We start from the raw sequence: 22,081 nt of genomic DNA, 5'->3' as shown, positions 1-22,081 counted from the left end.
CAGGAGAGGGGGACCGCCCGGTACGGTTGCCGGGCGGCCCCCTTCATCTCATTCGGCCGGCACCGGCGGGATGATCCCTTCCCGCATGAGGAGGGCCGCACCGTCGCGCGCCTTGCGGATGAGCTGCTCGGCGCGGGCCTTGAGCTCCTCCCGGGTGAGGGCGATGCGCGCCACCCCCTGCTCGATGGCCTTCGTCCCCACCGCAGCGGCCACCCGCGGGTACACCTCCCACTCCTCCATGGTGGGCAGGATGTACTCCGCGCTCAGCCCCTTATCTTCGGCATAGCGGGCCAGCTCCCGCGCCGCCTCGATGCACATATCGTCGGTGATGGTGCGCGCCCGCACGTCCAGGGCCCCCCGGAAGATGCTGGGGAATCCCAGGGAGTTGTTCACCTGGTTGGGGAAGTCAGAGCGCGCCGTGGCCACCACCGCCACCCCGGCTTCCTTCGCCTCCCACGGCCAGATCTCCGGCACGGGGTTGGCCATGGTGAGCACGACGGGGTCGGGCGCCATGGCCTTCACCCACTCGGGCTTGATGGTCCCGGGACCGGGCTTCGACAGCCCGATCACGGCGTCCATCCCCTTCATGGCCTCGGCGATGCCACCGGTGCGGCCCCCGGCGTTCGTCTTCTGGGCCAGCTCCCACTTGTCCCGGTGAGTCTCCCGCAGCTCCGTGCGGCCCTTGTGCAGGATGCCACGGGAATCACACATGATGATGCGCCCGGGGTCGGCACCCGCCCCTATGATCACCCGCGCACAGGCCACGTTGGCCGCGCCGGCCCCGATCATGGCGATGCGAGCGTCCTCCAGCTTCTTGCCCACCACCTTGAGGGCACCCAGCAGGCCGGCCAGAGTCACCGCCGCCGTCCCCTGCTGGTCGTCGTGCCACACCGGGATCTCCATCTCCCGCCGCAGGGTCTCCAGGATGCGGAAGCACTTGGGCTGTTCGATGTCCTCCAGGTTGATCCCCCCGAAGGATGGCTCCAGCAGCTTCACGGTGCGGATGAACTCGTCCGGGTCGGTGGTGCGCAGGCAGATGGGCACCGCATCCACCCCGCCCAGGTACTTGAACAGGAGGGCCTTGCCCTCCATGACCGGCATGGCCGCCTCCGGCCCGATGTTCCCCAGACCCAGCACGCGGGTACCGTCGGACACCACCGCGATCACGTTCCACTTCCATGTGTAATCGTACACCCGCTCGACATTCTTCTGGATATCCCGGCAGGGCTCCGCCACCCCGGGTGTGTACCAGATGGAGAAGTCATCCATGTTGCGCACCGCGCAACGCGGATAGGTTTCGATCTTGCCACGATAGTATGGGTGCAGCCGCATGGCATCCTGCGCCGGCTTCTTCGTCTTGGCCAGCAGTTCCTCCGGAGTCGCCATCTCCATCTCCTCCTCAGTTTTGCTACGTCCTGCCCCTCGCCCGCTCAGCCAACCCACCAGCACCGGTCATCCAGGCTGCCAGCGACCATCCCCGGCTCGCTCGCGGGCGACCGGCGTCCATCACAGGAACGCGGGTGGTTCACTGGTTGTTCACTCCTCGGCCAGGCGGTAGCGGGCCCTGCCCTCCTCGTACAGGTCACCACCGTAGCGGTCGTTCACCACCACCACAGGGAAGTTCTCCACCCGCAGCCGCCTTATCGCCTCCGCCCCCAGATCCTCGTATGCCACCACTTCCGACTCCACAATGCTCTTCGCTATCAGTGCACCGGCGCCGCCCACGGCGGCGAAGTACACCGCCCCGTGCTCCTTCATGGCGTCTTTCACGGCCTGCGAGCGGAGGCCCTTGCCGATCATCCCCTTGAGTCCCACCCGGATCAAGGCCGGGGTGTAAGGGTCCATCCGTCCCGAGGTGGTGGGCCCGGCCGAACCGATCACCTGCCCCGGCTTGGGCGGCGTGGGCCCCACGTAGTACACCACCGCCCCCTCGATGTCGAACGGAAGCTCTTCCCCCTTCTGCAAGAGCTCGTACAGCCGCTTGTGGGCGGCATCCCGTGCCGCATAGATGTACCCGGAAATCAGCACCCTGTCCCCCGCCCGCAGTTCCGCTACCGCCTCGTCGGTCAGGGGCGTGGTCACCTGCTTCAGAGACATCTGCTCTCCCTCCTCAAGCCCAAGACAACCCGGCCTGGCTCCGTGGCACCACGCGAGGCTGGCCGCCGGCCTTAGAGCACGGCTTCCTTGTGCCGGGCCGCATGACATTGCAGGTTCACCGCCACCGGCAGGCAGGCGATGTGAGTGGGGTATACCTCCATGTGCACGGCCAGCGCCGTCACCCGTCCGCCCAGGCCCTGCGGCCCGATCCCGAGCCGGTTAATCCGCTGCAGCAGCTTCTCCTCGACACCGGCTATCTCGGGGCGGCGATGGGGTTGACCCACGGGCCGCGCCAGCGCCCGCTTGGCCAGCAGGGCCGCCTGGTCCATGGTACCTCCCACCCCCACGCCTACTATGATCGGGGGGCAGGGATTCGATCCCGCCTCATCCACCACATCCACCACGAAATCCATCACGCCCTCCAGCCCGTCCGCCGGAGTCAGCATCTTGAGGGCGCTCATGTTCTCCGAGCCGGCTCCCTTGGGCAGCACCGTAATCCTCAGCCTGTCCCCAGGCACCACCCGGTAGTGGATCACGGCCGGGGTGTTGTCGCCCGTGTTCTTGCGCTCGAAGGGATCGCCCACCACCGACTTGCGCAGGTACCCTTCCTGGTAGCCCTTGCGCACCCCGGCGTTGATGGCCTCCTCCAGGGAGCCGCCCACCACATGCACGTCCTGACCCACGTCTACCAGCACCACGGCCACGCCGGTGTCCTGGCACATGGGCACCCACTCCTTGCGGGCCAGGCGGGCGTTCTCGATCAGTTGCCCGATCACATCCTTCCCCACCGGCGACTCTTCCTGTTCCAGAGCTCTCTCCAGCGCCGCGAAGGCATCCTCACCCAGGTCCATGCTGGCTTCCTCACACAGCCTTGCCACCGCTTCCGCAACCCGTGCCACGTCGATTTCCCTCATGCCCTTCCCCCCATTCTAGCCAGGACTCCGACTCCTCAACGCCGGGTGCCTCGTCTGCCAGACGGCCCAGAAGCCGGCCGCCCGCGCGCGCCCGCAACCGGCGCCGGCCCGCAAACGCAGGTCACGGGGCGGCGGGGCGCCATGGAGAGATTCGACACCTGCCAGCCCCCTCCTGCTTCCAGCCCAAGGAAACGCCTCTCAGTGGGCGGCCAGACCGCGGCGCCGGGCCGTCTTCTGCATGTACACGAAACCCGGATATCCCGCCACCACGTAGAAAAGGGACAGCACCACCAGCACCGTCAACTCCCGGGCAACCTGACACGCGCTACCCGGTCGGAGGCAACTGGAGAGGAACAGGCCAGGATTCGATATTAAGTGAGGGAAGAATGGGTTCGGCGTACCGGGTCGAACCGGCATGTGAATGCGCCGGTGGGGGGTTGCACATGCAGGTACCGGCTGTCGCAGAGGTCATCCCGCGACTGGCCAAGATAGCCCGCCGTCACCGGGTGCTCGGGCTGGTGTTCGTGGACCTGGTCGGCTTCGCCTCGGTACAGGAGAGTTGCGGTACCAGCACCGGGGACTCCATCCTGGACGCCCTGGGCAGGGTGTTGAGCCACACCGGCCTCCGCCTGGGGAACGCCACCGGGATCGTGCCCTGCACCACGGGAGGGGACGACTTCCTGCTCTTTTTCCCCAACCCCGGGGAAAAGCCCCACCTGGGCCCCCAGCTGGAGCAACTGCGCGAACTGCTGGAGGTACGGCTCAACGCGGCGGTGTGCACCCTGCCCCTCGATCGCAAGCTCACCGTCCACCTGGGGTACGCCGAGATCCGCGCCGGTCCCGACCGCCGCATGGAGCGCCTGATCTACGAGGCCATGAAAGAGGCTGTCCTCATGGCCAAGTCCGACATGGGCCTGGAGGACTTCCTCTCCCGGCAGGAGATGCTGGCCATCCTGGGCCAGGGGCAGATACAGAGCGTGTACCAGCCCATCGTATCCCTGACCGATGGGCGCACCGTTGGGTACGAGGCCCTCTCCCGGGGGCCGGAAGGGAGCCGGTGGCAGGAGCCTCTCACCCTCTTCCACCTGGCCCAGAAGTATGGATTGCTCATCCGCCTGGAGGAGCTGTGCCACCGCCAGGCCATAGCCGGGGTGCGCGGGCTCTTCGACGACCTGGGACTCTTCCTCAACGTAGACCCCGGGGTGCTGAGCGACCCCGCCTACGACCTGCAGAAGCTGGGAGACCTGCTGGCGGAGGCCCGCATAGAGCCCGGGCAGGTGACCCTGGAGTTGACGGAGCGCTCGGCCGCCTCCGACCTGGCACGCCTGCGCCGGGCAGTGGAGGTGGCGCGCGCCCACGGTCTGGGGGTAGCCCTCGACGACGTGGGATCGGGATACTCCAGCCTGCGCACGCTGGTGGAGCTGCAACCAGACTATGTGAAGATAGATGGGTACCTGGTGGCCAACTGCCACCGGGATCCCGCCCGCCGCGTCGTCGTGGAGACCCTGGCCCACCTGGCCCGCCGCCTGGGATGCACCACGGTGGCGGAGGGGGTAGAACAGCCCCCCGAACTGGACACGCTGGTTGCCGTCGGCGTGGACCTGGCCCAGGGGTACCTGTTCGCCTATCCCGCCCGGGAACTGACGGCCCCCGACGCCGCAGCGGTCTCCCGGCTCCGGGCTGGCAGGGCCGGTACCACATAGGGAGAGCCGCACACCGGGTTCCTGAGCACCAGGACCTCCGCCCCGTAGACGCGCCGGATCACCTCCGGCGTGATCACTTCCTCAGGGGATCCGTCCGCGAACACCCGGCCTTCGTGCAGGAGCAGCAAACGGTCGCACCAGGCGGCCGCCAGGTTCAGGTCGTGCATGACTGCCAGCACGGTCAGCCCGCCGCGGGCCCGATGGCGTCGTGCCGCACGCCGGAGGACCCGATCAGACTGTGGATGAGTTACGTGCTGCATCCGCGGTTACCCCTACCGGAATTCGTAGCCCGGGAGATGGTGAAGGACCCGGCCCAGTTCGCTATGCTCGCCCGGCCCTGCCACGGGAGAAATCAACATTGATGACGGGGGAATTCGCCACACCTCCTGCTGGCCCCTCGCCAACCCGCGGGGGGGCGGTTTACTAGGCTGCTGCCAGGCGCTATAATACCCCCAGGGGTATGACCATGGACGCGAACGGTGAACCCCGGGCTCGGACCGACAGGCTGCAGGCGGAGATCGAGCGGCTGGAGGCCGAAATCGAGGAGTTGAAAGGGCGGTTGCCCCGCCATTCGGTGCGGCCGGCCATGCTCACGGAACTGGAGGACCTCGAAGAGAAGCTGGAGAAGGCTCGGGAGGCGGCCCGCAATGCCGAAAGCCATGGCAGTCGTTGACCCCACCAGGTGCGACGCCGCCCACTGCGAGGGCGGCGTGTGCGTAGCAGCGCAGGTGTGCCCGAACCGCATCCTCAGGCAAGACAGCCCCTACGAAGTGCCATATCAGGTGGCCATGTGCCGGGGGTGTGCCAAATGTGCCGTCACCTGCCCGCTCAAGGCCATCCGCATGGTCTAGGGATGGGGGAGGGTCCGCAGGGGACCCCCCCTCCTTCCGCTCGGCCCGCACCTGGCGGCGCTGTCCGGCAGCACGTCGTTGATGAGTTGCATGCCGGCGGTGTCGATTCTTTCATCACTACCGGCCGGGAGAAGCGGTGAGGAATTATCCAGTTGGCGCACCTGCCCCCGGTCCGGGCCGCCAGCCAGTTACATAACCAGCCGGCCCCGGCTTTATGTCACACATCGGCCAGACGCCGGGCACCCCGGGGGTACCTGGGGTGCCCGCAGCAGCGGGATGCGGCGCAAAAACCGCCACCCAAATCATACCAGAGCGGTGGATTTCTCATCAGCTGTGGATACCCTCAGCTATCTTCATGTGTGGGCTCCTCCAGCTGACCTCAGGCGGGGGTGGCCGCCTCCACGAGGGTGCGCCCACCTGCGTGCGGGGCAGAGCCTAGGCGGGGCTGGCGACCTCCAGGCGGGGACGGGGGAGCAGGCCGGCCTCCTTGACGATTTCGGGGACGATTTCCTCCCAGGCGATGGCCATGATGTGCACGCCGCGCACGCCCGGGATTTCCCGCAGGCGGGAGATGAGCTCCACGGCGATGGCTACGCCTTCCTTCTCCTGGTCGGCTGCTCCCTTCATCCGGTCGATGAGCTCCTGGGGCACCACCATGCCGGGCACGGTGGCGGTGCGCTCGAGGGCCTTCGCCGATTTGGTGGGCACGATACCGGCCAGGATGAAGACCTGCTCGTCCAGGCCCATGTCCCGCACCACCCGCATGAACTGGCCGAAGCGGTCCAGGTCGAATACGGCCTGGGTCTGGATGAAGTCGGCCCCGGCCTTCGCCTTCTTGCCCAAGCGCAGGGCCCGGAACTCCACCGGGTCGGCGAAGGGGTTCTCCGCGGCGCCTACGAAGAAGCGGGGCGGGGCCACCTTGATCTCCTCACCGTTCTGGAAGCGGCGGTTCTCCCGCATGTCGTGCACCAGCCGCACCAGTTGGACGGAATCCAGGTCGTACACGGTGCGGGCCTGGGGATGATTGCCGAAGCTGATGTGGTCCCCGGTCAGACAGAGGACGTTGCGCACGCCCAGGCTGTAGGCGCCCAGCAGGTCGGACTGGATGGCGATACGGTTGCGGTCCCGGCAGGTGATCTGCATCACCGGCTCGCCGCCGGCCTGCATGACGTGCGCGGCGGCGGCCAGACTGCACAGGCGCACGATGGCGGTCTGGTTGTCGGTGAGGTTGATGGCGTCGGCCACCTCCTTGATGGCCGCCGCGTGGCGCGATATCCCCTTGGAAGAGGCGCTCTTGGGGGGGCCCACCTCGGCGGTGACGGCGAAGTGACCCTCCCGCAGTACCCGCTCTAGCCGGCTTTCCGTCTTGCACCCGTTCTGGCTCATAGCCGGGCCTCCTCCTTCACCACCCGGCGCAGACCGCCGTCATGGGTCCGCGACCAGTCCTTGGGGTCTCTGATCTCCAGCAGGAGGTCGAGCCGGTCGAGTTGCCTCAGGCGGTCGTAGATGAGCTGCCACCCGCAGGCCACGTCCGGGGAGATCTCGCACTTTCCCGCCTGGGAGCCGCCGCAGGGACCGTTGAGCAGGCTCTTGGAGCAGCGGGTGAGGGGGCAGATACCGCCCGTCAGGTGCAGGATGCAGTCCCCGCAGGCCAGGCACCTTTCTTCCCATACGCCCGCCTCCAGGGTGGCTCCCGCCCCCTTGGTGTTCAGCCCCGGCACCACCCAGGTGCGGGGGAAGTGCTCGGCCAGGTAGTTGACCCCCACCCCGCACCCCAGGGAGAGGATGGCGTCGTACTCTGTCACCTTCCTGGCGATGCCGTCCAGGTACTCGGGGTCGCACTGGCGGGTGATGGCCATGCTGTCGAAGGCGGTGTCCCAGCCCTCCCGGGCCCCCATCAGGCGCAGGGCCGAGGCCAGGATCTCCGCCTCCTTTTCACCGCCGGCCTGGCACACGGTGACGCAGCCGCCGCACCCCAGCACCAGCACCTTCTGGCACTGGCGCACCTGGGCCGCTATCTCGGGGATGGGCTTTTGTTCGGCTATGATCACGATCTCACCTTCTTCCCCCGGGCGGGGTTGGGTCCCACTTCCCTGATGCGTTCGGTGAACTCGCGGGCCACCTGCGCGAAGCGGGCGCCGTCGGAGGCGGGCACGTTGTACATCTCCACCCTCTCCGGCTCCCAGCCGATCTGGGAGAGGAGCTTCTTGATGGCGCCCACCCGGCGCTTGGCCCGAAAGTTACCTTGCTGGAAGTGACAGTCTCCCTCCATGCAGCCGGCCACGTATACGCCATCCGCCCCCTCCTCCAGGGCCCGGAGCAGCAGGGCGGGGTCCACCCGGCCGCTGCAGGGCACCTCGATCAGGCGTACGTTGGGTGGGTACTGCAGGCGCATGGACCCGGCCAGGTCGGCCGCGGAATAAGCGCAGTAGTAGCAGCAGAAGGCCACGATCCTGGGCTCAAAGGACGGCTCGCTGCCAGCACTGCTGCCGCCGGGACGTTCGACTGTCACTGCTTCGGTTCCGTCGTCCACCTGAGTTCCACCTCCTGCGCCCCGTTACCCGGGGGGCCATCCGGCCCGGCCGCACCGCCGGCACCGCTAGGGCAGGCCACCCAGCTTGGCCTCCATCTGGTCGAAGCGGTAGTTGCCCAGCTGGATGGCGCGGGCCGGGCACTCGGCCGCGCACATGCCGCACCCCTGGCACTGCACGGCCTCGATCTGGGCCGCCCCGCGGGCGTTGATGAAGGGGACATGATAGGGGCAGACGCGCACGCAGGTCAGGCAACCCGCGCAGCGGGACTCGTCCACCACCGAGACCACGCCACCCACCCACAGGGATTCCTTGGAAAGGACCACCGCTGCCCGCGAGGCCGCGCCCTGGGCCTGGGAGATAGCCTCCTCCAGCGACTTGGGCCAGTGGGCGCCGCCGCACAGGTAGATGCCGGCCGAGGGGAAGTCCAGGGGACCCATCTTGATGTGGGTCTCCAGGAAGAACCCGCCCTCCCCCAGGGGTACCTTGAGCAGGGAGGCCAGTTCCTTCGCCCCCGAGGCGGGCACCACCGCCGTGGCCAGGGCCACCAGGTCGGGGTGCAGCTCGATGCCCCGCCCCGAGGCGGCATCCACGGTACCCAGCCACAGCTCCCCCTCCGCCTGACGGAGGACGGGCGGGGTCTCATCGGGGTAGGGCAGGAACGAGATGCCCAGGGAGCGGGCCTCCCGGTAGTACTTCTCCAGGAAACCGTAAGAGCGCATGTCGCGGTACAGGACTACCACGTGGCAGTCGGGGGCCAGCCGCTTCAGCCACAGGGCGTTCTTCAGGCTCTGGGCGCAGCACACCCGGCTGCAGTAGGGCCGCTCGCTGTCGCGGGAACCCACACACTGGATGAACACCACCTGTTTCCACGGTGGACGGGAACCATCCCGCTCCAGGGCAGCCAGCTGCCCTTCCAGTTCGGTGACCGTACGCACGCGGTCGTCCTGCCCGTACAGGTAAGTGTTGGGCCGGTACTCCTCCACCCCGGTGGCCACCAGCACCACGCCGTGCTCCACGCTGACCTCACCGTCGGGCAGGCGCAGGCGCGTGGTGAAGTGGCCCTGGTGACCGGCCACCTCGGCCACCTCCCCCCCGGTGAACACGGTGATGTTCGCATCTTCCATCACCCGTCCCACCAGGTCGGAGAGCAGGACGGGCACGTTCCGCCCCGCGATAGTGCGGCGCAGGCGCAGCATCTGGCCGCCCAGGCGGTCGGAACGCTCCACCAGGTAGCAGGGGAACCCCTGGGCGGAGAGGGCCAGGGCCGCCGCCATGCCCGCGGGACCGCCCCCGATGATGAGGGCCTTCTGCACCACGGGCACCGCCTGCATGGGCAGAGCAGTCAGGCTGCGGGCCTTGGCCACCGCCATGGCCACCAGGTCTCTGGCCTTCTCGGTGGCGGCATCGGGCACGTCCCGGTGCACCCAGGAGCACTGGTCGCGGATGTTGGCCATCTCGAACAGGAACTGGTTCAGGCCGGCCTCGCGCAGGGTCTCCCGGAAGAGGGACTGGTGGGTGCGCAGGGAGCACGAGGCCACCACCACCCGGTTGAGGGCCTTTTCGGCGATGGCCTCCCGGATGCGCTGCAGGCTGTCCTGGGAGCAGGTGTACGTGAACTCCTGGGCGTGCGCCACCCCGGGCAGGGTGGAGGCGAACTCCACCACCGCGGGGACGTCCACCACGCCCCCGATGTTGATACCGCAGCGGCACACGAAGACGCCCACCCGGGGCTCCTCGCCTCGCACGTCCCGCTCGGGCGGGTAGGTCTTGGGGGTGACCTGGGTGCCCCGCCCCGGCGCCAGCAGGGCGTGGGCGCAGGCCGCTGCCGCCGAGGCCCCCACCAGGCTCTCGGGGATGTCGCGGGGTCCGGCGAAGGCCCCCGCCAGGAACACCCCCGGCCGGGTGGACAGGGCAGAAAAGACGGGGTCGCTACGGGCAAAGCCGTACTCGTCCAGCTCGATGCCCACCGCCCGCGCCAGCTCGGCGGCGCCCGCCGGGGGCCGCGCCCCCACCGCCAGCACCACCAGGTCGAACTCCTCCTGCTTCACGCGCTCCCCCGACCAGTAGCGGATGATCAGGTTGTGGGTGACGGGGTCTTCCTTCACGCCGGAGATCATGCTGCGCACGTAGCGCACCCCGTGGGACCTGGCCTGATCGATATAGCGGTCGAATCCCTTGCCGTAGGCGCGCAAATCCAGGTAGAACACGGTGGGCTCGATGCCGGGATCGTGCTCGCGGGCGATGATGGCCTCCTTGGCCGTGTACATGCAGCACACCGCCGAGCAGTACTCGGCACAGGAGGTGTCGCGGGAGCCCACACACTGGATGAAGGCCACCCGGCGGGGACGCCTGCCGTCGGAAGGCCGCACCACCTTGCCCGCCGTGGGCCCGGTGGCCGACAGGTAGCGCTCGAACTCCATGCTGGTGAGCACGTTGGGGTACACCGACCAGCCGTACTCCAGGGCACCCTCCGCCTCGAAGAGGCCCATGCCCGGAGCCAGGATCACGGCACCCGCCGGGATCTCCACCGTGCGCGTTTCGTCGCTGTGGTTGATAGCTTCCTTCTTGCAGGCGGCCACGCACTGCAGGCACTCCGAGCAGATGCCGCAGTTGAGGCAGCGGGAGGCTTCCTCCTGAGCCTCTTCGGGGGTGAAGCCCAGGTACACCTCGCGGAAGTCCTGCACCCGTTCGCCGGCCGCGGCCAGCCGCTGGCGCAGGCGACGCTTCGCCTCCACCGGCACCCCCTCGGGGGGGCCCAGCTTCTCGGGCTTGGCCGCCGGCCGACCCTCGGCCAGGTCCAGGCCCTGCAGGAACCGCCGGACCGACTCGGCCGCCTCGTGCCCGTCCGCCACCGCATCCACGATGGAGGGCTTACCCCCCGCCCCGTCGCCACAGGCGAACACCCCCGGCCGGGCAGTGGCCCGGGTGAGGGGGTCGGCGGCGATGAAACCGCGCCCGTCCAGATCCACGCCCTGGGCGGGCAGGAAGCCGGCGTCGGGCGCCTGGCCGATGGCGATGATGACGCGGTCGGCCTCCAGGTAAGTCTTGACGGAGTCGTCGAACTGGGGCCGGAAGCGGCCCTGCTCGTCGAACACCCGGGTGCAGCGGCGCAGGCGCACGCCCCGCACGCGGTCGCCCTCGCGTACCACCTCCACGGGACCCCAGGAGGTGTGGACCTCAATGCCCTCTTCCTCCGCCTCCTCGATCTCCCAGGGGTGGGCGGGCATCTCGCGCCGGGACTCCAGGCAGGCCATGGCCACTGAGGAAGCGCCCAGCCGCAGGGCGCAGCGGGCGGCGTCCATGGCCACGTTGCCGCCGCCGATCACCAGCACCCGGCCCGACACCTGGGGCCGGGGTCCCAGCTTGGCCCGGTTGAGGAAGGGCAGGGCCAGCTCCACGCCGGGACCGTCGGTGCCCGGTATGGGAAGACCGCGCCCCTTGGGGGTACCCAGGGCCAGCAGCACCGCTCGGAAACCCCCGGCGGTGAGGTCGTCCAGGGAGAAGTCGGTGCCGAGTCTCGCGCCGCCCCGGAACTCCATGCCGTGCGAGAGGATCCAGCCCGCCTCCTTCTCCACCAGGTCCAGGGGCAGGCGGTACTCGGGGATGGCCGAGCGCAGCATGCCCCCCGGCGCGGGCGCGGCGTCGAACACCGTCACCCGGTAGCCCTCCCGGGCCAGGTCCAGGGCGGCGGCCAGGCCGGCCGGACCCGCCCCCACCACCGCCACCCGCTCTTCCCGCCGGGTGGCGGGTAGCTCGGGCTCGTCCGACCAGCCGAAGTCGGCGGCGGCCCGCTTCAACACCGCTATGGCAAGGGGCTCGTCGTACTGGCCCCGGTTGCATTCCGATTCACAGGGATGGTGACAGGCCCGCCCGCATATGGAGGCGAAGGGCTGGCGGCGGCGCACCACCTCCAGGGCCTCCCGGAACTTGCCCTGGGAGATGAGGGCCACATACCCCTGCACGTTGCACCCCGCCGGGCAGGTGGCCCGGCAGGGGGGCGTCCCCCGTTTCTCGATGGCGTAAGCGTTGGGGACGGCCTGGGGGAAGTGCTTGTAGATGGCCTTGCGCTCGGACAGACCCAGGTTGAACCGGTCCCTCACCGTCACGGGGCAGACACCGGCGCAGTCGCCGCACCCCGTGCACTGGCGCACCTCCACGTAGCGGGCCCGCTCTTGGACCAGAGCGCGGAAGTCGCCCGCCTTGCCCTCCAGGCCCACCAGGGTGCTCATGGTGTGGAGCACGATGTTGGGGTGGTTCTGGCAGTCGGTCATCTTGGGGCCCAGCAGGCACATGGCGCAGTCGTTGGTGGGGAAGGTCTTGTCGAGCTGGGCCATGCGTCCGCCGATGGAGGGCTCCCGGGTGACCAGGTGCACCAGGAAACCGGAAGAGGCCATATCGAGAGCGGCCTGCATGCCGGCTATCCCCGCCCCCACCACCAGCACCGAACCCAGGGGCTTGCCGTCCGGGCCCGCGGCCGCGGGCGGCACCTCCACCGTCGCGTTGCGGGGCAAATCGCTCATGATACCATCTCCCCGTCGGGGGTGAGCAGGGCACGGGCGTCCACCAGGTGGGCTCCCAGCCAGCGCCCCGCATCGGGCAGGCCCAGGGCGATGCCCACCGCCTCCGTGATGTAGAGCACGGGCACGGGCGGCGTCACGCTCTGGCGGGAGTCCAGGTTGGCGTGGCACATGGGGCAGGCCGTCACCAGGGCCAGCGCCCCCGCCCGCCCGGCCTGCTTGATGAGCTCGTTCACCAGGACCTCCACCACCGGGGCATGGGAGATGGTGAGGGAGGCCCCGCAGCAGTCGGTCTTGTACGACCAGGGCCGCACCTCGGCCCCGATGGCTTCCAGGATGCGATCCATCAGTACCGGTTGTTCGGGGCGGTCGAACCCCACCTGGGCGGAGGGCCGGGCCAGCAGGCACCCGTAGTAAGGCACCACCGGGACCCGCCAGGGAGACCTCACCCGGGCCCGGAGGGTCTCTAGCACCCCGGGCAGGGCCAGCACCTCCAGCACGTGGCGGACGGCCACCTTTCCCCGGTAGGGACGCCCCAGGCTATCCTCCACCAGGTGGGCCGCCTCCCGCGCCTCCTCCTCACCGGCCCGCCAGGCGGCATCCGCCCCCTTGAGGACGTTGTAGCAGGCCGCGCAGGGGACGAGCATTTCCTCCCCCGCATCCTCCGCCAGCACCAGGTTGCGCAGCCCCAGCGCGCGGCCCAGGGGACCGGGACGGGTGTGGGCGGAGGAAGAACCGCAGCACGTCCACCCCGGCACCCCCCGCAGCTCGATGCCCAGGGCGGCGCACACCGCCCGCGTGGAGGCGTCGAACTCCCATCCCGTCGAGTGCAGGGAGCACCCCGGGTAGTACGCCAGGCTCAGGCCGACACCCCCGCCCCCGACGGCGCCGGCCGCCATGCCCGCGGAAACCGCTCCTGGCTTCACGCACGCACCGCTCGCACCGCTCATGCGAAATCACCCCCCGCCCGCCGCTTCCGGTAGCGCACGCCTTCCCGGAAGAGGCGGGCCAGGTCGCGCCGGCCGGGAGCCAGGGACGGCGTGAGGCGCAGCTTGCGCCGCGCCAGCATCTTGAGCCCCATGGGGACGTCCTGGGTGAAGGTGCCGGTGCGGATCTTGTACTCGGCCATCATCCCCAGCTCGTAGGCGCGCCCGAATCGTCTCACCATGCCCAGGAAGGCGTCGTGAAAGGCCGCCACCTGGGGATCCTCCACCCGGTCTTCCTCTTTGGCCATGGCCTTGATGGCGTCCAGCACCCGCGCCCCGTCGATGCCGTTGGGACAGCGCTCGTAGCAGGTGCGACAGCCGGAACACAGCCAGACCAGGCGGGAGGCCAGCACCACGTCCTGCAGCCCCAGCTGCAGGACCCTTATCACCCCGCTCAGGGGCAGGTCCGACACGAAGGTAAGCGGGCAGCCTCCCGAGCACTTGTGACACTGGTAGCAGGAGTTAATGTCCTGACCGCTGCGCTCTCTGATCTCCTCGGCCAGGGTCATCGCTCCACCTCCTCCCGCTCCACCGACGGGAACAGCCGCAGGTCGGTATGGGGCAAAAACAGCGCGGACACGAACTCGTCCATGAAGGTGTTCCCCACGGAAAGCTCCAGATAGGTAATGCCCTGGGCCACCCTCTCCGCCTCCTGCCAGGCCCGGCCCGAAAGCAGGGCCAGGCGCGCCCCCTTCACGGAGGCGTTGCCCAGGAACACGAACTTCTCCCGAGGTAGGTCGGGCAGAAGACCGATGCGCACGGCTTCGCTGATGTTGAGGTAGTTTCCGAAACCGCCCGCGATCCAAACCCTCTCCACGGCGTCCAGCTCCATGTCCACCGAACGGAGCAGGGAGCGGATGCCGGCGTACACGGCCCCCTTGGACCGCAAAAGGTTCTTCACATCGGCCTCACTGATCACCACGTCCCGGCCGCTGCCGGACTCCCGGCGCCAGGCCAGCACGTACTCGGGTCCCTCGTCACCCCAGCGCAGGCGCGGTGAAGGCACCCGCTGGAAGTTGCCGGCCCGGTCGATGATCCCCGCGCGCCACATCTTGGCCAGGAGGTCCACCAGGCCAGACCCGCAGATGCCCAGGGGTTTCTCCCCCGCCACCGTGTGCACCCGCGCCTCCCGGGTCTCCGGGTCGATGGCCACCCCGTCGATGGCGCCCGCTGTGGCCCGCATGCCGCAGGTTATGCCCGACCCCTCGAAGGCGGGACCGGCCGAGCAGGCACACCCCACCAGGAAGTCGCGCCCGCCCAGGACCATCTCCCCGTTGGTACCGATGTCGATGTAAAGCCCGATGCCGGGCAGATGCTGCATGTCGGACACCAGCAGCCCGGCCACGATGTCCCCGCCCAGGTAGGAGGCCACCGCGGGTGTGCAGCGCACGGGAGCCTCGGGGTGCACCTTCAGGCCCAGCTCGCCCGCCTTAGCCACCGGGAAGCGGGCTGCCGCCGGGATGTAAGGCTCCAGGCGCAGGTGCTTGGGGGAAACCCCCAGGAAGAGGTGGGTCATGGTGGTGTTGCCCGCCACCACCACCGCCTGGATATCGGTGGGCCAGAGGTCGTGCCGGGCCAGCAGGAGGTCGATCAGCTCGTTGATGGTGTCCACCGCCGCCCGCTGCAGTTCTTCCAGGCCCCGCTCCTCCCGCACCGAGTGGACGATGCGGGTGATGACGTCATCGCCGAAGCGGATCTGGTGGTTGTACGTGCCCACCCGATCCAGGGTCTCCCCCGAAGCCAGGTCCACCAGGAGGGCGGCCACCGTGGTGGTGCCGATGTCCACGGCCAGGCCGTAGGCCGGTCGTACCGCCTCCCCCGGCTCCACGTGCACTATTTCCGCCCGCCCCTCCCCCAGGTCGGCCAGGGTGCAGGTCACCCGGAAATCCTGCCGGCGCAGGACCTCGGGCAGTTCCCGCAACACGTCGAGGTTTGCGGTTATCTCGGAAAAGCCGGTGGCCGGTACCAGCCTCGCGACCAGCCGGGTGAGGTCGGGTGCGTTCTCCACCAGGGTGGGGGGAGAAAGAGACAGCGGGTACTTGCGGCAGGCCGGCTGCAGGCCGTACTGGACCAGCACATCCGTCTCCTTCTCCTGCAGGAGCCGGGACGGCGCGTCCAGCAGGACCTGCTGGGCGGTCTCGATGCGGGCCTCGGGCGGGATCTCCACCACCAGGTCCTCGTCGACCCTGGTGCGACAGGCCAGGACGTAGCCCAGGCGCCGGTACCTGGGGGCCATGCTCCCTTCCCCCACCCGGGCTTTGCCCGACCGGATGGCCACCAGGCAGCGCCCGCAGACACCCTCCCCGCCGCAGCCGGACTTGATCTCCAGCCCGGCCAGGGCCGCCGCCTGCAAAAGGTCGGTGCCCGGGGACACGCTCACCGTCACATTGTCGGGAAGGAACTTCACCTGCACCCTGCTCACGGGCTCTTCGCCTCACAGTCCCAGCTTCTCGGCCAGATCCGCCGCCGCCCGCCAGGCGGGCGCATCGGGGGGCAGATCGAACAGGGGCCTCCCCCTCAGGTCGTATTCCACCAGGGTCTCGTCGTAGGGGATGATGCCCAGCGGGGTGATGCCCAGGGACCCCATCTCCTGCCGCAGGGCCGGCTCGTCACCATCGCGGGCCATGGACAGCACGAACTCCACCCGCCCGGACACCACGCCCAGGGAGCGGGCCAGGCGGGCGATGCGCTCGGCGGAGCGAATCCCCCGCACAGTGGGATCGCTGGTCACCAGGAGCACGTCCACGCCGCGCGCCACCCGCCGGCTCAGGTGCTCCAGGCCGGCCTCGTTGTCCATCACCAGGTAGGGGTAGTTGCCGCTCAGCTCCTCCATGTAGTGGCGGAGCATCTCGTTGGGGAAGCAGTAGCACCCGGGCCCCTCCGGGCCGCCCAGCACCAGCAGGTCGAACCCGCGGGCCTCGCTGAGGACCTGGTTCAGCTGGTACTCGATGAAGGTGCCCGTGGTCATCCCGGCCGCGGTTCCCTGCTTGGCCTTCGCCTTCTCCAGCACCTCGGAGATGGTCCCCTCCCAGCTCACCCCCAGGGCCTCCCCCAGGTTGGCGTTGGGATCGGCGTCCACCACCAGCACCGGGGTCTTACCCCGCTCCAGCAGCCACCTCACCAGTAAGGCCGACAGGGTGGTCTTCCCCGTCCCTCCCTTGCCGGCAACCGACACGTGCTTGGGCACTCTACCTTCCGACCTCTTTCCTGCTCAGGTTGATCATCTCGGCAACCATCTGCTCGCAGAGGACCACCACGTCCTCCGTGCACAGGTAGGACCCCACACTGCCATCAAACAGCACGTTGGCCTGGGCCGGGAACTCTTCGTCGGCGGCCCACAGCACCATCCAGACGGGCACGCGGGGGAAGGGAAGCAGCCGCACGGCGGCATCGCCCATGTCCGCCGCTTCGCCGCCCAGGCGCTTCCCCGCCTCCACGAGGAGGGCCGGCTGGTGGGCGTATCGCCGCACCAGCCGGGCCCGCACGCGCTTTTCGAAGTTGGCGTCGTACACCCGCCCCCCGGGCAGATCCCGGAAGGGGATGAGCTCCCCCCTGAGGGGATCACCCCCGGCACCGTTCAGGTAGTGGAGCGTCAGGATGGCCAGCCACTGGGGCGCCTCCGCCCCGGTCACCGACGCGACCCGGCCGCCCACCTCCGCGCCGGGCGCAGCCTCCAGCGCGGGCGCATCTGGCGCGCCGGCGCTTGCTCCCGGCAGAAAATCCACCCGGCCGTCGGGAACGGTCACCACCAGCGGCCGACCCAGGAAGGAAAGCCCGATGGCGCGGGCAGCGGTCCCGCCCGAACCTGGCTCCGGCTCGGCCACCTGCCCCGCGGGTAGCCAGCGGGCCCCGGATGCGGCCAGCCGCTTCTCCAGTTCCGCCCCGGACCACCGCCCCAGTTCTTCCCGGGCCAGGGCCAGGGCCTGGCGGTAGCTCTCCCCCAGGCCCATCACCGTCGTCTCACACCTCCAGCCAGGAGTGGGAGTACACGATCTGGCCGGTGAGGACGCGCACCGTCTTGGCGTAGGCGACCTCCTCCGGCGTCAGCTGCGCGAAATCGGGGTTTTCCCCGTCCATCATGCGGTGGACCAGGGAGACCAGCTCCGGACGCCTCCCCCGGGCGATGGCCACCAGGTCCCCGTCGAAGGCATCCACGATGGCGGCGTGCAACCCGTACTTCATGAACATCATGAGGTAGGTGCGGTTCAGATAGGGCCGCAGCCGCGCAGGCGTCCCGTTGGACACGTTGGAGAGCCCCACGATGGACCTGCACCCGGGGGCGATCTCCCCCAGCATGCTCATGAACTCCAGGCAGGACTTCACCTGGTTGATGTCCACGCAAACGGGCGTGACGATGGGATCGACCCAGATGTCCTCTTCGGGAATGCCGGCCTGCGTGGCCCGGTACACCAGGTCCACGCACAGGGCGGCCCGCTCGGCGGCATCCCGCGGCATACCCTCGGTGCCCCAGAGCAGTCCCACCATGGCGCAGCCGTACCGGGTGACCAGGGGCAGCTCCCTTTCCAGGCGCTCCGGCTGCAGCGAAATAGAGTTGATGAGGGCCTTGCCCCGGTGCACCTTCAGCCCGGCCTCTACCGCCCCCGGGTTGGTGGTGTCCAGGGACAGGGGCAGGTCTACGGCCGCCTGGACCGTCTGCACCAGCCAGGTCATGGTCTCCGCGCCGCCCTTGCGGGCGGGGCCGATGTTCACGTCGATGTAGTCCATCCCCGCCCCGGCCTCCTGCCGGACCAGTTCCTGGATCGGGGCGGCGTCCCGCTCCTTGATGGCGGGGCCATAGGTCTTGGACATGATGTTCAGGTTCTCGCCGACCAGGATCACCGCATGCGCCCCCCTTCCTCAAGCAGCCTGCCAGTTCTTGAGGTACGCGGGGATGTGGGCACCCTCCCGCGGACCTACCAGTACCTGCCATCCCTTCAGCTCGTCTTCCAGGGCACCGCTCTCCGCCGCCAGGTGGCCGGGGATGACGATCCTGCGGTGGGAAACCCGGTCGGCGATGCCCGACTTCTTCACCAGGGCGGCGATGGTGTCGGCCACGAACTTACCGGCCGCCCAGGCGGTGAGCACGGAAAGACCCTCGGTGTCCTGCACCAGCAACCAGGCCGGCACCCGGCTGTTCTCGATCTCGCCCGACACGATGAAGTAGGTCAGGGAGAAGTTGGACGTCACCAGCACGGGCGACTTGTCGTCCGGGGTGCCGATGGGGTAGATGCCCTCGCCCGTGGACATGGGCCGCTGCGGGTCGGTGAAGATGTTCAGCCGCGCCACCAGCAGCGGGAACAGGGAGTGACCCTCCAGGTCGGAGAGCACCACGATACCGCCGTACTTGGCGATGAAGGTGGCGGCGATCAGGGCCTCCTTCATGGGGTCGTCCGTCATGCGGCAGGGGAACACGATGGTGGGGAACCCCAGGGGACGGAACTTCTGCAGGAGGGCCGCCCGGCGGATGGCCACCTGCTCGTCGAAGGCTGTCTTCAGGCTGCGGGCACCCCCGTCCAGCACCACATTCTTGCACCCCAGGTCCAGTAGCTTCTGGCTGGCGGCGATGGTCCCCTCGATACTGTCCCCCTTCACCCCCAGGGCGGCGTTGTGGGCTTTGGCCAGCTCCAGCATGGCCTCCAGGTTGTCGACGGTCACCCCGTAGAGGAGAGGCCGGCTCCCCGGCACCGCCTCCAGGGCCCGCGCCAGCACCGGGGGCTGGTCGCTCATGAGGATCATGGCCGCTCCGCCCGTCTCGGTGTGGACGCGGGCCGCCACCTGGGCGAAGCGCTCCGGGTCGCCCGAGGCCGCCTCCACGGCCACCATGTCCGGCTTGAGGATGAGTCCCACCCGCTCGTAGCGCAGGGTGCGGAACTTCTGCAGGCGGGCAGCGATCTCGTCGTCAGACATGTCGTCGCGCACCAGCATGGCGATAGCAGTGGGGCTCTCGAACCGCTTCTCGTGGCGGAAGAGGACGGTCTCGCCGCCGACCTTCACCTGCCCGTCACCCGCTCCGATGGTCACAGGACGGATGGGGGGGGCGGAGGCCTCCTCCAGCTTGGCCTTGGCCTCCTCGGAAACGTGGGGACAGGAGGAGAGCTCGGCCTTGCCGGCGGCCAGGTTCATGGCGAAAGCCAGGCAGGTGGGTACCCCGCACTGGCCGCAGTTGGTGCGGGGCAGGAGCTTGAATATCTCGATCCCGGTGAGTGGCATCGGCATCCGTCCTTTCTCAGATGGTGGGCTCCCCGGCTACCACGATGGGGGCCCGGCTTAGAGGATGGGTTCCATGGTGAGGGCGGGGTGTCCCTTCTCCTCCAGGAATGGGAGGATCTCCTCTTCCGTCACCCCCACGGTCTCGTCGGCGATGCGGTCGAGCAGGTCGGGTACACCCAGCTCCCCGGCCCGCTTCTCGAATCGCTCCCGGATTTCTTCCTTCAGCGTCTTGGGCATCCACACCAGGCGCAGGAGCCCGCCGTCACCGGCCAGAAACTTGCGCTGGGTGATGTAATACTTGCTGTGGCCCACGAAGCCGGGCGTGCTCACCCCGCCGCCCACCATGCCGGCCAGGGTGGTGAACTTCATGCCGCAGGGGGTCATGCCCGTGTACTCCCGGTTCACGGTCATGATCCCGTTGCAGATGGGCAGGACGGCGGCGATGCACTCGCAGCACCCGCATGTGGTCATGGGATCGTGCACGATGCTGTAGAAGTTGTAGGTCTGGATCTTGCCGCGGGAGGCCTTGGCCACGAACTCGTCCACGCCCGCAAAACGCCCCAGCTTGGGGTCCAGGCACTCGCCCTTGGCCACGGGCTGGTTGGGGCCGGTGGGGTTGATCTCGTAGGAGGCCCTGCAGTCCATCCAGTTGTACGCACCACACAGCCCGGTGCGTTCGGGGCTGATCATGCACACGTGACCGGGGGCGAAGGACTGGCACAGGGTGCAGGAGTAGTAAATGTCGGTGGTCTCGTCGGTCATACCCTCAATGCGCTCGTCCCGCGTCCGGTACACGGCGCGGGCCTTCTCCAGGATGGGCAGCACGTCTTCCTCCCGGGTGTACAGCTTCACCTGCACCTTGTCGAAGATGGTGCCGAAGTCCTGGTGCAGCTTGGCGTGCAGGATTGACCCGATGTGCTGCAGCTTGAAGCCCTTCTCCTGCGCCGCCTTGCCGACGCGGAACCAGGCGATGTCGCGCTGGCCGATGTGCATCACGCCCTGGGCGTAGTTGACCAGGTGGTGGATCTGGCGCTCCAGGATGGGCTCGAAGTCCTCCTGCATCTTGCGCCCGGCCACCTCCACCACCACGGCCAGGGGCAGGTGGGAGCCGGCGGGGACGTCGTCGATCTCGGGCCCGATCACTTCGATCTTGCCGTCCTCCACCTCGTCCATGTTCTTCATGGTGCACCACTCGACGCAGGGGCTGTGGCCGCCCCCGCACTCCAGGTACACGTCGTCCCTGCGCACGCGCTCGCCCTCGAAGGCGGGCCCGTAGGCCACCGGTACCGGCACCTTGGTGACCGTCACCTTCAGCCCGCGCACCTCGATGGCCTTCGCCACCATGTGGTCGTGGGGCACGTTGGAGACCACGTGCTCGTAGGTGCACACGCCCGTGGGCAGGATCTGGGGGATGGGGGTATCGGCGATGGTGGGGAACCCCCAGTTGATGGCGCCCGCCGCAGTGGCGTACCACTCGTCGCTCACCGTGCCCATGGCCAGCACGAAGGCGAAGATGCGGTCCTTGTTGTAGATGAGGATCTTGCGGAAGTCACCCGGCTCCACGCCCCCGAAGGACATGGCCGCCCGGGTGGCAAAGCCGATGGCGAACACCGCCGAGGTGATGTCGGGACCGAAGGTGACCAGCCGGGTGGGCCAGCCGATCTGCACCCCCGCCTCCACCAGTTGCTCGCCGAAGTGCACCCCGTTGTGCTCGGCGGCCATGAACACGTAAAGCATCTTCTCCTGCAGTTCCTGGGCGATCCTGGCCGCCACCTCGGGCGAGGGGGCCGCCCCCACCACGGCGGCGAACCCGGGGGCGGTGCCGTCCACGAACTCGATGCCGCGCCGGCGCAGGATGATGTCGTCCGCTGCCCCCAGCCAGATGCGGCCGTCGGTAGGCTCTTCCTGCTTGGTGTAGAAGTCGGGCTCCTCCAGGTAGCGGACGGCCTCGATGATCTCCTCCGCGAACATGGTGGCCATGCCGGCGTCCAGGACCGGACCCAGGTAGGGCAGGTGGACATGCTCCCGTACAGGCGGGGGAAGGAGCGACTTCGCCCTCTTGAGCACCGGCTCCATGTCGCCCAGGGTCTTCACCGGCATCCCCAGGATGCCGTAGACCACGGGCAGGTAATAACCGGTGTTGGGGAAGCCCACTTCCTGCCTGGGGCCCCAGCGGTCCATAGCCTGCTGCCACTTCTCTTCCGCCCGGGCCACCAGCTTGTGGGCACCACGGATGGCTGCCGAAGCGATGATCTTGGACATGACTCTC

The 22,081-nt window shown here is 68.8% G+C and carries 19 protein-coding genes; 3 read left to right on the top strand and 16 right to left on the bottom strand.

The features are described 5' to 3' along the window. Positions 1 to 48 precede the first annotated feature (48 nt). The 3 genes from QME70_00585 to QME70_00575 form a co-directional block, all read right to left on the bottom strand. On the bottom strand, positions 49 to 1,386 hold the full coding sequence (locus QME70_00585) for an NADP-dependent malic enzyme (GenBank protein MDI6893102.1): 1,338 nt from the start codon (positions 1,384 to 1,386) through the stop codon (positions 49 to 51). Positions 1,387 to 1,536: 150 nt separating this feature from the next. Then, a complete protein-coding gene (locus QME70_00580; GenBank protein MDI6893101.1) occupies positions 1,537 to 2,097 on the bottom strand; it encodes a Fe-S-containing hydro-lyase in 561 nt (186 codons plus the stop codon). A gap of 71 nt (positions 2,098 to 2,168) precedes the next feature. After that, a complete protein-coding gene (locus QME70_00575; GenBank protein MDI6893100.1) occupies positions 2,169 to 3,011 on the bottom strand; it encodes a fumarate hydratase in 843 nt (280 codons plus the stop codon). A gap of 443 nt (positions 3,012 to 3,454) precedes the next feature. Between QME70_00575 and QME70_00570 the strand changes: the two genes are divergently transcribed. Continuing rightward, positions 3,455 to 4,714, top strand: coding sequence for a GGDEF domain-containing phosphodiesterase (locus QME70_00570; GenBank protein MDI6893099.1), 1,260 nt, complete (start codon positions 3,455 to 3,457; stop codon positions 4,712 to 4,714). Here the strand turns inward: QME70_00570 and QME70_00565 are convergent. Further along, the gene (locus tag QME70_00565; GenBank protein MDI6893098.1) at positions 4,636 to 4,893 is read right to left on the bottom strand and encodes a hypothetical protein; all 258 of its coding nucleotides are present in this window, start codon (positions 4,891 to 4,893) and stop codon (positions 4,636 to 4,638) included. The genes QME70_00570 and QME70_00565 overlap by 79 nt on opposite strands. 287 nt (positions 4,894 to 5,180) lie before the next feature. On the opposite strand from QME70_00565, the gene QME70_00560 reads away from it, so the two are divergent. Next, positions 5,181 to 5,387, top strand: a complete 207-nt coding sequence (locus QME70_00560; GenBank protein ID MDI6893097.1) for a histidine kinase — start codon at positions 5,181 to 5,183, stop codon at positions 5,385 to 5,387. Beyond that, positions 5,362 to 5,565, top strand: coding sequence for a 4Fe-4S ferredoxin (locus QME70_00555; GenBank protein ID MDI6893096.1), 204 nt, complete (start codon positions 5,362 to 5,364; stop codon positions 5,563 to 5,565). The genes QME70_00560 and QME70_00555 overlap by 26 nt, the downstream gene beginning before the upstream one ends. A gap of 435 nt (positions 5,566 to 6,000) precedes the next feature. Here the strand turns inward: QME70_00555 and QME70_00550 are convergent, their stop codons facing one another. From QME70_00550 to acsB, 12 genes are all read right to left on the bottom strand, one after another. Then, positions 6,001 to 6,951 (bottom strand): methylenetetrahydrofolate reductase, encoded by a 951-nt coding sequence (locus QME70_00550; protein MDI6893095.1) that lies wholly within the window; start codon positions 6,949 to 6,951, stop codon positions 6,001 to 6,003. After that, the gene (locus QME70_00545) at positions 6,948 to 7,616 is read right to left on the bottom strand and encodes a methylenetetrahydrofolate reductase C-terminal domain-containing protein (GenBank protein ID MDI6893094.1); all 669 of its coding nucleotides are present in this window, start codon (positions 7,614 to 7,616) and stop codon (positions 6,948 to 6,950) included. Before QME70_00545 ends, QME70_00550 begins: the two co-directional genes overlap by 4 nt. After that, the gene (locus QME70_00540) at positions 7,613 to 8,077 is read right to left on the bottom strand and encodes a hydrogenase iron-sulfur subunit (protein ID MDI6893093.1); all 465 of its coding nucleotides are present in this window, start codon (positions 8,075 to 8,077) and stop codon (positions 7,613 to 7,615) included. The genes QME70_00545 and QME70_00540 overlap by 4 nt, the downstream gene beginning before the upstream one ends. Positions 8,078 to 8,164: 87 nt before the next feature. Beyond that, the gene (locus tag QME70_00535) at positions 8,165 to 12,619 is read right to left on the bottom strand and encodes an FAD-dependent oxidoreductase (protein MDI6893092.1); all 4,455 of its coding nucleotides are present in this window, start codon (positions 12,617 to 12,619) and stop codon (positions 8,165 to 8,167) included. Further along, complete coding sequence (locus QME70_00530) at positions 12,616 to 13,566, bottom strand: CoB--CoM heterodisulfide reductase iron-sulfur subunit B family protein (protein ID MDI6893091.1); 951 nt, start codon at positions 13,564 to 13,566, stop codon at positions 12,616 to 12,618. The genes QME70_00535 and QME70_00530 overlap by 4 nt, the downstream gene beginning before the upstream one ends. Beyond that, positions 13,563 to 14,111 carry a 4Fe-4S dicluster domain-containing protein gene (locus QME70_00525; protein ID MDI6893090.1) on the bottom strand — a complete coding sequence of 183 codons (549 nt, stop codon included), beginning with the start codon at positions 14,109 to 14,111 and terminating at the stop codon, positions 13,563 to 13,565. The genes QME70_00530 and QME70_00525 overlap by 4 nt, the downstream gene beginning before the upstream one ends. Next, positions 14,108 to 16,024 (bottom strand): ASKHA domain-containing protein, encoded by a 1,917-nt coding sequence (locus QME70_00520; GenBank protein ID MDI6893089.1) that lies wholly within the window; start codon positions 16,022 to 16,024, stop codon positions 14,108 to 14,110. The genes QME70_00525 and QME70_00520 overlap by 4 nt, the downstream gene beginning before the upstream one ends. Before the next feature lie 12 nt (positions 16,025 to 16,036). Further along, positions 16,037 to 16,789, bottom strand: coding sequence for an AAA family ATPase (locus QME70_00515; protein ID MDI6893088.1), 753 nt, complete (start codon positions 16,787 to 16,789; stop codon positions 16,037 to 16,039). A gap of 1 nt (position 16,790) precedes the next feature. Next, positions 16,791 to 17,552 (bottom strand): DUF3786 domain-containing protein, encoded by a 762-nt coding sequence (locus tag QME70_00510; protein ID MDI6893087.1) that lies wholly within the window; start codon positions 17,550 to 17,552, stop codon positions 16,791 to 16,793. Between the two features lie 10 nt (positions 17,553 to 17,562). Further along, a complete protein-coding gene (locus tag QME70_00505; GenBank protein ID MDI6893086.1) occupies positions 17,563 to 18,441 on the bottom strand; it encodes a dihydropteroate synthase in 879 nt (292 codons plus the stop codon). Positions 18,442 to 18,459: 18 nt separating this feature from the next. After that, the gene (gene acsC, locus QME70_00500) at positions 18,460 to 19,812 is read right to left on the bottom strand and encodes an acetyl-CoA decarbonylase/synthase complex subunit gamma (protein ID MDI6893085.1); all 1,353 of its coding nucleotides are present in this window, start codon (positions 19,810 to 19,812) and stop codon (positions 18,460 to 18,462) included. Positions 19,813 to 19,869: 57 nt separating this feature from the next. Next, positions 19,870 to 22,074, bottom strand: coding sequence for an acetyl-CoA decarbonylase/synthase complex subunit alpha/beta (gene acsB, locus QME70_00495; protein MDI6893084.1), 2,205 nt, complete (start codon positions 22,072 to 22,074; stop codon positions 19,870 to 19,872). Positions 22,075 to 22,081: the final 7 nt, after the last annotated feature.

It is taken from the genome of Bacillota bacterium, from assembly GCA_030019365.1.
GTDB lineage: Bacteria > Bacillota > Sulfobacillia > JACIYH01 > JACIYH01 > JACIYH01.
This window is presented reverse-complemented; position numbering and strand designations above follow the sequence as displayed.

Coding starts and splice junctions, on each gene's coding strand:
- QME70_00585 (MDI6893102.1), bottom strand. CDS start 1,386: ATGGCGACTCCGGAGGAACTGCTGGCCAAGACGAAGAAGCCGGCGCAG.
- QME70_00580 (MDI6893101.1), bottom strand. CDS start 2,097: ATGTCTCTGAAGCAGGTGACCACGCCCCTGACCGACGAGGCGGTAGCG.
- QME70_00575 (MDI6893100.1), bottom strand. CDS start 3,011: ATGAGGGAAATCGACGTGGCACGGGTTGCGGAAGCGGTGGCAAGGCTG.
- QME70_00570 (MDI6893099.1), top strand. CDS start 3,455: ATGCAGGTACCGGCTGTCGCAGAGGTCATCCCGCGACTGGCCAAGATA.
- QME70_00560 (MDI6893097.1), top strand. CDS start 5,181: ATGGACGCGAACGGTGAACCCCGGGCTCGGACCGACAGGCTGCAGGCG.
- QME70_00555 (MDI6893096.1), top strand. CDS start 5,362: ATGCCGAAAGCCATGGCAGTCGTTGACCCCACCAGGTGCGACGCCGCC.
- QME70_00550 (MDI6893095.1), bottom strand. CDS start 6,951: ATGAGCCAGAACGGGTGCAAGACGGAAAGCCGGCTAGAGCGGGTACTG.
- QME70_00535 (MDI6893092.1), bottom strand. CDS start 12,619: ATGAGCGATTTGCCCCGCAACGCGACGGTGGAGGTGCCGCCCGCGGCC.
- QME70_00530 (MDI6893091.1), bottom strand. CDS start 13,566: ATGAGCGGTGCGAGCGGTGCGTGCGTGAAGCCAGGAGCGGTTTCCGCG.
- QME70_00525 (MDI6893090.1), bottom strand. CDS start 14,111: ATGACCCTGGCCGAGGAGATCAGAGAGCGCAGCGGTCAGGACATTAAC.
- QME70_00510 (MDI6893087.1), bottom strand. CDS start 17,552: ATGGGCCTGGGGGAGAGCTACCGCCAGGCCCTGGCCCTGGCCCGGGAA.
- acsC (MDI6893085.1), bottom strand. CDS start 19,812: ATGCCACTCACCGGGATCGAGATATTCAAGCTCCTGCCCCGCACCAAC.
- acsB (MDI6893084.1), bottom strand. CDS start 22,074: ATGTCCAAGATCATCGCTTCGGCAGCCATCCGTGGTGCCCACAAGCTG.